Here is a 12,272-nt window from a genome sequence, read left to right on the forward strand (position 1 = left end):
TTAAAAAAACACGACAAATTTTCAAATTTTTCAAAAACCTATATATATATGTGTAAATTAACACTAATTTTAAAATATTGCTATAGTTTTCTGTATATTAATTGTAAAAATTATATCTTTTTTGATAAATGTCATTAAACTTTACTAAAATGATTTCATCTATTTTGTAATTACCTGTAATTAACATGTTTTATTTAATGTATAATGTATTTAAAGACGCATTTCCAATGAATGATAAGAAACCACCTCCTCGTTATATCATGGTGGCATTTATAAAATGCGAACGTCTAATATAAAATGAACCTCATAAAAATAAGGTGTAATCATGTTAAATTTATTTATATTATTAATAGAACGTGTGGGTTTAATCATCATCTTAGCTTATATCCTAATGAATATTCCATATTTCAAAAAGATGATGAACGAACGGGAATCCTTCCGAGCACAATGGCAACTCACGGTCATCTTCGGGTGCTTTGCACTCGTTTCTAATATTACCGGTGTGGAAATTAAAGGAAACCATATCTTGAGTGATTTCTTGTATCAACACTTAAATCCCGAGGCCTCAATGGCAAATACCCGTGTGTTATCGATTAGTGTAGCAGGATTAATTGGAGGCCCTGTCGTAGGAGTCATTGTCGCCATCATCTCTGGATTATTCCGTGTCTATATTGGGGGAGCAGATGCATATACTTATCTTATTTCTTCAATCATTATCGGACTTTTATCCGGTTATTTTGGCGCACAATCAATGCGTAATCACCGTTATCCCACTGTATTAAAAGGTGCCGTCATCGGGGCCATTTGTGAAGTCATTCAAATGTTGTGCATTCTGATATTTTCAGAAGATATCTCTGCAGCTTGGGAACTTGTCCGCTTTATCGCACTTCCTATGATCTGTGTTAATTCTCTTGGTGCCGCAATCTTTTTATCTATTATCTTATCTACGCTTAAACAAGAGGAACAGGCTCGAGCCGTTCAAACGCATGACGTCTTACAACTTGCGAATGCGACGTTGCCTTATTTTAGAGAAGGTTTAAATGAACAATCTGCTAAGGAAGCTGCGACAATCATCCGTGATTTAATGCACGTCTCAGCAGTCGCGATTACGAATCGTCATGATATCTTAACGCATATCGGGGCTGGAAGCGATCACCATAAACCTCAAAAAGCAATCATTACCCATCTTTCTAAAGAAGCGATACGAACAGGTACGATGAAAGAAGCCCATTCCAAAGCTGAAATCGGTTGTGATCATGAGACCTGTCCGTTAGAAGGTGCTATCGTCGTGCCCTTATACATGCATCACTCGGTTGTCGGCACACTTAAGCTCTATTTCACTGAAGGGAATACGATCACCCATGCAGATAAACAGCTCGCTGCAGGTTTAGCCAATATCTTTTCCAGTCAACTCGAACTCGGTCATGCTGAAATGCAAAGTGCTTTGTTACGAGATGCAGAAATTAAATCATTACAGGCACAGGTTAACCCTCATTTCTTCTTTAATGCCATCAATACCATTTCTGCACTTATACGTATTAATAGTGAAAAAGCGAGAAAGTTATTACTACAACTCAGTCAATTCTTCCGTTCTAATCTACAAGGGGCGCGAGATAATATCATTACACTAGAACAAGAATTACAACAAGTAGAAGCCTTTCTATCATTAGAACAGGCTCGGCATCCGGATCGCTTTGAAGTGACATTTGATATTGATGAAAGTTGTGAACAGGCACAAGTTCCACCTTTTGTGCTTCAAATCTTAGTTGAAAATGCAATTAAGCACGCATTCAAACACCGTAAAATCAATAATCACATTAACGTGGTGGCACATCACGAAAACGAAAATCTTTATCTTTGCGTAATAGATAATGGACGCGGCATCCCTGAATCGCAACTAAGTCAACTCGGTCAAAGTGTCGTACCTTCTGAATCCGGTACAGGTAGCGCGCTCTTGAATTTAAACCGCCGCTTAATTGGATTATTTGGTCAAGATGCACATCTTCATTTTCATTCAACAGCGGAAGGCACGAGCATTGATTGTACCCTTCCCTATCAACAATTAAAGGAGGCTCAATAAAGTGAGAGCTTTAATCGTAGAGGACGAACCTTTAGCGCGTAATGAACTTAGTTATTTATTAACAGAAATACGCCCATTTGAAGCGATTGACGAAGCAGATTCGATTCAAACTGCCATAGAAGCGTTGTTATGTCATACATTCGATGTTGTTTTTATCGATATCAATCTGATGGATGAAAGTGGTTTGGATTTAGCAACCAAAATTAAACAAATGGATCACCCTCCTCATGTTATTTTCGCGACTGCACATCACGCTTTCGCTGTTAAAGCGTTTGAATTAAACGCAACAGATTATATTTTAAAACCGTTCGAACAACAGCGAATCGCACAAGCATTACAAAAAGTAGAACAACAACCGATCTATCACGAAGCTAAATCTCAGAATGAAAGTAGTACAATCGCCCAAGAAACGACCGAGGCCGCCTCATCAAAGCAAACTCCTGTATTACCCGTTGAAGAAAATGAGCGCATCCACTTAATCCACTTCAATGAGATTATTGCTATTGCGGTCAATCAAGGTACGACAACGATTTATACCACAGACAGAACCTTTGAGACGACTGAACCACTCAGCCATTATGAATCACGTCTCAAGCAACATGATTTAATACGCATTCATCGCGCGACGTTAGTCAATATCAATCACATTCAAACCATTGAACCTTGGTTTAATTATACGTACCAATTGACAATGACTGATGGACTAAAATTTCAAGTGAGTCGCTCTTACATGAAAGCGTTTAAACAACAATTCCATTTATCATGAAAGTGAGGTGCTTATCTATGCACTTCAGCCTCATATGTTGTATTTCACCGACAAAGCGACATGTATCGTATGTTTTCATATTATAATGTCCCCAAGATCAATATGAGGAGGACCTCTTATGGGAAATAGTACAGATACAAATACAACGCAATCCTCTAAGAATCAACATGCAACCTCTAGCAAAACATACAATTTCTTTCATCAAGTCTTAGTCTTAGCCATTATTTTACTCATCTCTAAAATGATTGAACATGCGGTTCCTGTGCCTATGCCAGCATCAGTCGTCGGCCTTGTGTTATTATTCATCGCTTTATGTACTGGCATTGTCAAACTCGGAGAAGTCGAATCTGTAGGTACTGCGCTGACAAATAACATCGGTTTCCTCTTTGTGCCAGCTGGGATATCTGTCATTAATTCATTGGACGCATTGAGTACGAGCCCTATTCTCATTATTTTAATGATTATTGTTTCAACGATCTTATTACTATTATGTACAGGTTTTGTCTCACAATTTTTCATGACCAAAGTCACAAAAAGAGATCACAAGCCCTCTCATAGCGGAATGGAGGATAAATTATGATTGAAGCATTAGGAATTAACACACCTTACTTTGGTATTTTACTGTCACTCATTCCGTTTATGATCGCAACCTATTTATTTAAAAAGACGAATGGCTTTTTCTTATTTGCACCGCTGTTCGTCAGCATGGTCGTCGGTGTTGCTTTCCTTAAAATTACAGGCATCAGCTACGAGCATTACAAAATTGGAGGAGACATCATCAACTTCTTCCTCGAACCTGCAACGATATGCTTTGCGATTCCACTTTATAAAAAACGCGCCGTATTGAAAAAATTCTGGTTACAAATCTTCGGTGGTATGACAATCGGAACGACCATTGCACTGGTACTCATTTTTATGATTGCAGCGCTCTGTCAATTCTCAACGCCGATCATCGCTTCTCTGTTACCACAAGGTGCAACAACAGCGATTGCTTTACCAGTTTCTGAAGACATCGGTGGTATCAAAGAGTTAACGTCACTTGCAGTCATATTGAACGCTGTCATCATTTACGCTTTAGGTGCCAAAATGATCCGATTATTCCACATTACTGATCCAGTGGCAAGAGGTCTTGCGCTTGGTACGAGTGGGCATTCATTAGGTGTTACTTCAGCCCAAGAATTTGGTGAAACAGAAGAATCAATGGCGAGTATCGCGCTTGTGTTAGTCGGTGTCATCGTGGTCATCATCGTACCGTTCTTGCAAGCTGCACTACTGTAACTAAAACAAGATGTATATTGATCGAGGCATATCGATTTTGAAAATGATATGTCTCGTTCTTTTTATTGTTTGGTATTTCAACTTATTACCTTCGTATACAATACACGCAATATTCTATAGATAATTTTCAGTAAATTCTTATTTTTAATCCATTGTAACTTGATAAGAATTATAGCATTATAGCGATAATACAACGAAACAGGAGGCTATATTTATGGCATTATTTTTATTAGAATCTAACGACTTATCTTTTGCTTCATCTAAACAAGAGCTTGAAGATAAAGCGAAAACACTAAACCATTCAGAAACACCTACATTAGTTGAGGTTCAAGCGACTGAAAATTTAACACATGGTTACTTCATCGTAGAAGCTGATGACGAAGCAACAGCTAAAAAATTTTTAGAAGATGCAGATATTTCTATCAATTTAACGAAAGAAGTTCGTCTTGTTGGTAAAACTTTAGACGAAGTGAAACAAGGTGACGTCAATATCGATTACCTCGTAACTTGGAATATCCCAGAAGGTATTACAATGGACCAATACTTAGCACGTAAGAAGAAAAATTCTGTACATTACGAAGAAGTGCCAGAAGTTCAATTCCAACGTACTTACGTTTGCGAAGATATGTCTAAATGTATCTGCCTGTATGACGCACCGGATGAAGATGCGGTTCGCCGTGCACGTAAAGCGGTCGACACACCCATTGACGACATTGAAAAAATTTAATCCACGCTTGAAATTTGTGTGATTATTCAAAGGACGTTTTGATTTCGTAAACCACTAAAATATGTAAACGTGTCTTGTAAATTAAAGGGCGATCAAACCTTAATCTCATTTTATGAATACACACTTTTACTCATATATGAGATTAAAGTTCATCTACCGCCCTTTTTCCTTATTTTTAATTCTTAGTTTCCTAATAAGAATGCACAGTTTTAATCAACATAGCCCCATTTTCATATATCTCAGTGTTCAAGCACTTCGTTCAGAACAAGTGAGATAGTCATAACAAAGAGGGAGGGAACCCCATGACATTAGAAACACTCATACAAAAACAACTCGATCCACATTTAGTGAATATCGATGAAGGTCGCTATTATCCAAAATCCTTCATCTCTGAATTATTCAAACAACAATATATTTCAGAAACGGATCTGAAACAAAATGCACAAGTCGTTGAACGCGTGGGTCAATCTTGCTTAACGACCGCCTTTTGCTTATAGTGCCAACTCGCATTTTCTACATACTTAAGAAACGCAGATAAACCACGCTTTAATCAAACATTGCAACAACAACTCTTAACTGGAGCAATCATGGGTGCAACCGGTCTATCTAATCCTATGAAGTCCTTTAGTGATTTAGAAAAGCTGAACTTAACACATACCAAACAAGGTGATGACCTAATTGTGAATGGCGTGTTACCTGCAGTGAGTAACTTAGATGAAGATCATTACTTTGGTGCGATCTCACAATCGACAGATCAAGATTCTGAATCACCTGAACTTGTGATGTTCATCGCCCAAGCGAACCAACCCGGTATTTCACTTGCAATTAAAGACAACTTTTTAGGTGTGAATGGTTCAGGCACATATAGCGTGACATTTGATGACGTGCACATTGATCAGTCTCAAATCATTAGTAGAGAAGGTAAAACGTTCGCAGCTAAGATTCGCCCGACATTCATCGCATTACAAATTCCGATTGCACTTGGTTCCATCCGTTCATCTTTAGACCTGATCGAACCTCATACAAATGCGCAAAATGATCTCTCGTACGACATTAATGGCTTTGAACAACAGTATCAAACGCTCCATCAACGTTATTATCAAATCATCACAGACCATGCTGATACATTAGATGACTACTTATTAGAACTCATTCAGTTGAAAAAAGCAGCAGGATACCTGTTATTAGAGGTCAATCAAGCGTCTATGGTCAACGGTGGTTCTCGCGCATATGCGCCAACTGCCCCACAAGCACGTAAACTCAAAGAAGGCTTTTTCTTTGCTGCATTAACGCCAACATTACGTCATTTAAGTAAACTTGAAGCTGAACTCGTCCATTAATAAAAAACACCCACTGACATCGTTGCCAGTGGGTAATTTTTATGATTAGATTGTTTCTTCTTTAAGTGATTTTGTCCGTTTAACTGGATCTAATAATTTTTCGAGTCCTCTTAATCCAAGGTCTATCAATACCGCAATCAAAGCGATCGGTATCGCACCTGCTAAGATAAATGTTGTACCATCTGTCGCATTTGTACCTCTGATTACAATATCTCCAAGTGTAGATGCTCCGATAAATGAACCTACAGCAACAACACCGATAGCTACGACAAGCGCAATGCGAATGCCACCTAATATCACTGAGAGTGAAAGTGGTAATTCAATCATCCGCAACACTTGATTGCGTGTCATGCCCATCCCTTTACCGGCATCTTTAATATTCTCATCTACACCGACAATACCAGTATACGTGTTTTTAATAATAGGTAACAAGGCATATAAGAATACAGTGAGGACGACGGTATTCGTACCGAGTCCCATGACCAACATGAGCATCGCTAACATGGCGATGACAGGCACGGTTTGAATAATATTTGCGATCGTAATGATGACTGAAGAGAGTTTTGCATAACGTGCGATGAGGATACCGACTGGAATACCTACGATAGCTCCAAATAACACGCCGTAAACGGACATCAATAAGTGCTTGATAAATAAATCCCAAAGATATCCAAAGTTCACAGCATAGTAATCTGCGAGCTGTTGTAATAAGTTACCGTCCATTAGTTGTTATCCCCTTTCTTATCATCAAAGTAATGATGTTTTTTCAAAAAGTCTTCTGCTACGATGACTGGTTCTTTACCTTCACCATCGACTTTGTAATTCAACTGTTGCATCTCTTCGGTAGAAATTTGATCCGTTAATTTATCAATGATGGGTTCTAATTCTGGATGTGCTTTTAATAAGTCATTCGTTGCGACTGCACTCGCATCATAAGGTGGGAAGAAGTGTTTTTCATCTTTTAATACCTTCAAATCATATGATGCGATACGTCCATCGGTAGAATACCCAACCGCAACATCTAAATTACCTGAATGCAAGGCATCATATACAAGCCCGATCTGCATAGAACTGATATCGTCAAATTCAATGCCATATGCTTTTTTAAATGAAGGGTAACCATCGCCTTCACGTTTTAACCAAGAGCTATCTGCGCCTAATGCCAATTCATCACTGTGGTCTGCTAAATCAGACACTGTTTCTAAATCATATTTTTCAGCAGTTTCTTTAGTTACGAGAAAGGCATACGTATTGTCAAAACCATATGAATCAAAGAATTTTTGATCGTATTGTTTTTGGAAGCCTTCTTGTGTTGCTTTCATTGCTTTAGCTGGATCCTTGATTGGATTTTCTTTCAGTGCACCTGTTAAATCTGTCCCTGTATAACGCGCACCAGATAAGTTTGCGTCTCCATTCACTAACGCATTGTGTTGAATCGTACTTGACCCTAAGTTATTGATCAGTGTTGGTTTTATGTCTCCGTCTGTGTCATGTTCGATTAATAATCTCAACATGTGTGAAATAATTTGTGACTCACTCGTTCCAAGCGCTGTAATTCTAACATCATCATCTGAATTACCTTGACCGCCACCTAAACCAGGTAAGCTACATCCAGATAACAAAGTCAGACATACAGCAAGTACAATGAATAATTTTTTAGGTTGCTTCATGTTCATTTTTTGTCCTCCTTATTATCTAGATACTTTAAGTCCTTTAGGTATAATCCATTTTTCAACTAGTGAAAGTAAGAAGTCTACGATGAGCGCAAGTAATGTAACTAACACAGCTGCGCTCACAATCATGTATGGGTTATAAAGGTTTAACCCGTTGAAAACGAAGTCTCCTAAACCTCCTGCACCGACATAACTGGCAAGTGTAGCCCAACTGATTACGTAAACGGAAGATAAGCGAATACCACTTAAAATCATTGGTAAAGCTAGTGGTAATTCGATATCTTTCATCAGTTGAAAGCGTGTCATCCCCATACTGATGGCTGCATCTTTCACGTTACGATCGATATTTTGGACACCTAAGACTGTATTATTCAACATAGGTAATAAGACGTAAATGAAAAGTGCAATAATGGCAGGTGTTTTACCTACACCAAAGATTGGAATCATCACTGCAAGCACTGCGAGTGTTGGAATCGTTTGAAGTACACCTGCAATCGTGAGCACGATGCTAGATGTCCGCTTCAACTTCGATAACATAATACCAATCGGCACTGAAACCACAACGGCGATGAGCAGTGCAATGACTGATATATAAAAGTGCTCAAGCATTTTCTCAAATAACTGGCCTGCATTTTCTGATAAGAATTGAATCATGTTTGCTCAACTCCTGATGCTTGTTGCGCCTCTTCCGTCGTTGATGTATCTTCACCCCAAATACTGTCATAAACAATATCTACAAGGTTAGAACGTGTAATCAGACCAAGTAATGTTTTCCCATCTTTATCTACTACAGGAACGTTACGCACATTTCGTTTCAAAATAGTACGCATAGAATCTTGTAGCTTACTATTCACATTCACGGTATAAATATCACGTTGCATCGTATCTATCAATTCTTTATTCGCGCGTAAACCTTGATTAATATCTTCAATGTCAAGATAGCCAAGTAAGCGTTGTTGTTGATCGATGACAAAGATTGTATCTACGCGGCGTTCACGCATAATGCTTACCGCATCGTTTAAACTTTGATCCGCTTCAACAGTGACCGGTTTAATCATCGCATCTTCTACCGTACGAATATTTGGACGGTCTTGAATCAAACGGTTTTGACCGATAAATTCACGCACGAAATCGTTCGCTGGTGCTCTTAAAATATTATCTGGCGTATCGTATTGTATGATTTTCCCTTCAGACATAATACAAATTTTATCAGCAAGTTTGATAGCTTCATCCATATCATGTGTGACAAAAATAACTGTTTTACCTAGTTGTTGTTGTAATGACTTCACAAGGTCCTGTAATGTATCACGTGTAATTGGATCGAGTGCCCCAAATGGTTCGTCCATTAAAATGACATCTTGTTCTGCCGCTAAGGCACGTACAACCCCAATACGTTGTTGTTGCCCACCAGAAAGTTGGGATGGATAACGATCTAAATAAGACTCAGGTAAATCAACCAATTTAATTAACTCTTTGGCTTTTTTGTCTTTCTTTTCCTGAGACCATTTTAATAGTTTAGGTACCAACACAATATTTTCCTTAATGGTCATATGTGGCATTAATCCGATTTGTTGGATGACATAACCGATACTTCTACGTAACGCTACCGGATTCATGTTACGCACATCTTTACCATCCATCGTAATTTGTCCCTCAGTCGCTTCTATCATTCGATTAATCATTCTTAAAGCCGTCGTTTTCCCGCTGCCGCTCGTCCCAATAAAAGCGACAAACGAGCCATTTTCAATGTCGATTGAAATATTGTCGACTGCTTTTTTACCCCCTGCATACACTTTGGATAAATTTTTTATACTTAACATGTCTCAAATCCTTTCTATTCAACATTTTAAAATCCACCCTGCATTGGGAAGCGATGCGAGACCGCTTACAAGGTAGATCGATAGGTTTATTTAAGGCATAGTTATCTGTCCCATGGGTGCCGTAACCTCTTCTATCTATTTTGAACTATTCAGCGATAAAGTCAAATGTATACTAAATTAAAATGTAATAAAGTATGACTTTAATTCTTAGAAAGTATATTCAAATAATTTTTTGAACATATTTGACTCTGTATAGCGACATAAGCTTTTTTGTGAATAAGACAAAACAAAAAACTCAAAAGTTAAAGCACGGATGTGCGATGACTTTTGAGCTTCTGGTGTATATCGTTTTATTTATCATACATACCTTTTCCATCTAATATGTGTGGAATATATTTTTCTGCGCGCTGTTGTCTTGTGCTTTCTCGTTTAGCTTGACCAATATGTAATATATATTGGCGTTGTCTGCCTGGGGTAAGTTGTTCGAAAGCAGTTTTCAGTTCAGGTCGAGCATCGAGCTCCCGTTGTAACTCTATGGGCATATCAAAGTCTTCTGTTCGTTTCATTGGAACCTTTTCACCAGATGCTTCTACACGTATTGCGTCCCCAATATACCATTCAATCTCTTCTTTTCGCTGTTCGATTTCCGCTAAGCTTTCAAAACATAATTGGCGGGCTGCTTGCACATTTTTCGTCTGTTGAATTAATGAACCATATTGATCTTTCATCAATACACCTTTTTCAAATAACAGTGCACAATAGTGTTTAAACTCTTGGATTATTACGACGTTTTTCTCATTGTATGTATAACAAGGATGTTTCCACTTAAATGTTTCCGTTAATTCTCTCTCGTTTACAATACTGCGCAAGAATATAATTTCATCTTGCCACTTTTTCAACTGCGCGATATATTCATTGACTTCTTCATTCAATTGTTGTTTCACTTTGTGACCTCACTTCACTGTATATTTGAGGCAATTATATCATGTTTCATCTTTTTATTATTTATGACTTCCGGCAAATATATTATAATATGATTATGTAATTAATAATGGTTATCATTCTCTATTAGAAATACTTATATAACTTTTCTATTTATTCAATCGGATTATGGTATAATTATTTCAAAAAATTCAGATAAATATTACATCATTTGATTTACAGCTAGGAGGCCTATAGATGCAAAACGACACATTATGGTTAACAATTATTGGCATTCTTATCATTGGCTCTATCGTTGGGTTATTGATCGCTAAACGTATCAGTCCAATCGTTGGTGTGATCTTAATTCCAAGTATCGGCGCATTGTTACTCGGTTATCATATTGGCGATTTAGTGAGCTTTTTTAACAGTGGACTCGAGCGGGTCATGAACGTCGTGCTCATGTTCATTTTCGCTATTATCTTCTTTGGCATCATGTCAGATAGCGGTTTATTCAAACCTTTAATTAAACGATTGATTATTTTAACACGAGGAAATGTAGTGGTCGTCAGTATTGTAACGGCACTCGTCGGGATGTTTGCGCAACTCGATGGTGCTGGTGCAACAACGTTTTTATTGTCTATTCCTGCATTACTCCCTTTATATAAAGCACTCAATATGAATCGCTACTTATTACTTTTGATACTAGGTTTAAGCGCAGCATTAATGAATATGATTCCGTGGGGTGGACCCATGGCAAGAACCGCTTCAGTCATCAAAGCAGAAAATGTCAATGAACTATGGTATGGCATTTTACCCGTCCAATTGATCGGCTTTGTACTCATTTTAATCTTCGCCACTTTCCTAGGTTTTAGAGAACAAAAACGTATTCGTAAAGCCGTTCAAGCTGGTGAAGTAACCAACTTAGAAGATTTGGACATTAGCAGAATTATTACACAATACGAACACGATCAGGATATTAAATTTCCTGTACGTGGGCGTGCAAAGCAACATCCCAGTATTTTATGGATCAATGCGGTACTCACTATCACCATCATCGCAGTCATGTTGCTTGATATCGCGCCACCTGAATTCGCATTTATGATTGGTGTCGCACTTGCGCTGATTATTAATTTTGGTGATGTCGACGAACAAATGAACAGACTAAAAGCACATGCACCGAATGCTTTAATGATGGCAGCAGTCATCATCGCAGCTGGAATGTTCCTCGGCGTGTTGAACGAAACTGGCATGCTTAAAGCGATTGCGGTGAATTTTATTAAAATCATTCCAGATGCCGTAGGTCCTTATATTCATATTATCGTCGGAATCTTCGGCGTACCTTTAGATTTATTAACAAGTACCGACGCCTATTACTTTGCATTACTTCCAGTTGTTGAACAAACAGCAAGTCAGTTTGGTATTCCTAACGTATCGACCGCCTACGCTATGATTATCGGCAATATTGTCGGTACTTTTGTGAGTCCCTTCTCACCTGCATTATGGCTCGCAGTCGGTTTAGCCGAAGCGAACATGGGCACTTATATTAAATATGCCTTTTTCTGAATCTGGGGCTTTGCGATTGTACTGCTTTTCATTGCAGTACTCATCGGTGTTGTCACAGTTTAAGATGCCATAAAAAAGCGATGTGACGAAATAAAGTAACC

General features: G+C 38.2%; 10 protein-coding genes and 2 pseudogenes. 7 read left to right on the forward strand and 5 right to left on the reverse strand.

Translation table 11 applies throughout. The features are described 5' to 3' along the window. Positions 1-325 precede the first annotated feature (325 nt). The 6 genes and pseudogenes from ACSBRB_RS07315 (at position 326) to ACSBRB_RS07340 (ending at position 6,191) form a co-directional block, all read left to right on the forward strand. Entirely contained in the window at positions 326-2,080 is a 1,755-nt protein-coding gene (locus ACSBRB_RS07315) for a LytS/YhcK type 5TM receptor domain-containing protein (RefSeq protein ID WP_435032252.1), read from the forward strand. 1 nt (position 2,081) lies between these two features. Continuing rightward, a complete protein-coding gene (locus ACSBRB_RS07320) occupies positions 2,082-2,846 on the forward strand; it encodes a response regulator transcription factor LytR (RefSeq protein WP_435032253.1) in 765 nt (254 codons plus the stop codon). 118 nt (positions 2,847-2,964) lie between these two features. Then, entirely contained in the window at positions 2,965-3,426 is a 462-nt protein-coding gene (lrgA, locus tag ACSBRB_RS07325) for an antiholin-like murein hydrolase modulator LrgA (protein ID WP_435032254.1), read from the forward strand. After that, complete coding sequence (lrgB, locus tag ACSBRB_RS07330) at positions 3,423-4,124, forward strand: antiholin-like protein LrgB (protein ID WP_435032255.1); 702 nt, start codon at positions 3,423-3,425, stop codon at positions 4,122-4,124. The genes lrgA and lrgB overlap by 4 nt, the downstream gene beginning before the upstream one ends. 214 nt (positions 4,125-4,338) lie before the next feature. Beyond that, on the forward strand, positions 4,339-4,851 hold the full coding sequence (locus ACSBRB_RS07335) for a DUF4242 domain-containing protein (RefSeq protein ID WP_150888469.1): 513 nt from the start codon (positions 4,339-4,341) through the stop codon (positions 4,849-4,851). Positions 4,852-5,153: 302 nt separating this feature from the next. Further along, positions 5,154-6,191: pseudogene (locus ACSBRB_RS07340) on the forward strand (acyl-CoA dehydrogenase). Positions 6,192-6,236: 45 nt separating this feature from the next. Here ACSBRB_RS07340 and ACSBRB_RS07345 read toward each other — a convergent pair. From ACSBRB_RS07345 to ACSBRB_RS07365, 5 genes are all read right to left on the reverse strand, one after another. Continuing rightward, positions 6,237-6,914 carry an ABC transporter permease gene (locus ACSBRB_RS07345; protein WP_435032256.1) on the reverse strand — a complete coding sequence of 226 codons (678 nt, stop codon included), beginning with the start codon at positions 6,912-6,914 and terminating at the stop codon, positions 6,237-6,239. Continuing rightward, entirely contained in the window at positions 6,914-7,861 is a 948-nt protein-coding gene (locus tag ACSBRB_RS07350; RefSeq protein ID WP_435032351.1) for an osmoprotectant ABC transporter substrate-binding protein, read from the reverse strand. The genes ACSBRB_RS07345 and ACSBRB_RS07350 overlap by 1 nt, the downstream gene beginning before the upstream one ends. 21 nt (positions 7,862-7,882) lie before the next feature. Continuing rightward, positions 7,883-8,518, reverse strand: a complete 636-nt coding sequence (locus tag ACSBRB_RS07355; protein ID WP_107392821.1) for an ABC transporter permease — start codon at positions 8,516-8,518, stop codon at positions 7,883-7,885. Next, positions 8,515-9,684 (reverse strand): betaine/proline/choline family ABC transporter ATP-binding protein, encoded by a 1,170-nt coding sequence (locus ACSBRB_RS07360; RefSeq protein WP_435032257.1) that lies wholly within the window; start codon positions 9,682-9,684, stop codon positions 8,515-8,517. The genes ACSBRB_RS07355 and ACSBRB_RS07360 overlap by 4 nt, the downstream gene beginning before the upstream one ends. Before the next feature lie 350 nt (positions 9,685-10,034). Beyond that, positions 10,035-10,628, reverse strand: coding sequence for a YdeI/OmpD-associated family protein (locus ACSBRB_RS07365; protein WP_435032258.1), 594 nt, complete (start codon positions 10,626-10,628; stop codon positions 10,035-10,037). Between the two features lie 235 nt (positions 10,629-10,863). Here ACSBRB_RS07365 and ACSBRB_RS07370 point away from each other — a divergent pair. Then, positions 10,864-12,234, forward strand: a pseudogene (locus tag ACSBRB_RS07370) (CitMHS family transporter). Positions 12,235-12,272 lie beyond the last annotated feature (38 nt).

It is taken from the genome of Staphylococcus auricularis, assembly GCF_051172115.1.
Taxonomy (GTDB): Bacteria; Bacillota; Bacilli; order Staphylococcales; family Staphylococcaceae; genus Staphylococcus; species Staphylococcus auricularis_A.

Coding starts and splice junctions, on each gene's coding strand:
- ACSBRB_RS07315 (WP_435032252.1), top strand. CDS start 326: ATGTTAAATTTATTTATATTATTAATAGAACGTGTGGGTTTAATCATC.
- lrgA (WP_435032254.1), top strand. CDS start 2,965: ATGGGAAATAGTACAGATACAAATACAACGCAATCCTCTAAGAATCAA.
- lrgB (WP_435032255.1), top strand. CDS start 3,423: ATGATTGAAGCATTAGGAATTAACACACCTTACTTTGGTATTTTACTG.
- ACSBRB_RS07335 (WP_150888469.1), top strand. CDS start 4,339: ATGGCATTATTTTTATTAGAATCTAACGACTTATCTTTTGCTTCATCT.
- ACSBRB_RS07345 (WP_435032256.1), bottom strand. CDS start 6,914: ATGGACGGTAACTTATTACAACAGCTCGCAGATTACTATGCTGTGAAC.
- ACSBRB_RS07350 (WP_435032351.1), bottom strand. CDS start 7,861: ATGAAGCAACCTAAAAAATTATTCATTGTACTTGCTGTATGTCTGACT.
- ACSBRB_RS07355 (WP_107392821.1), bottom strand. CDS start 8,518: ATGATTCAATTCTTATCAGAAAATGCAGGCCAGTTATTTGAGAAAATG.
- ACSBRB_RS07360 (WP_435032257.1), bottom strand. CDS start 9,684: ATGTTAAGTATAAAAAATTTATCCAAAGTGTATGCAGGGGGTAAAAAA.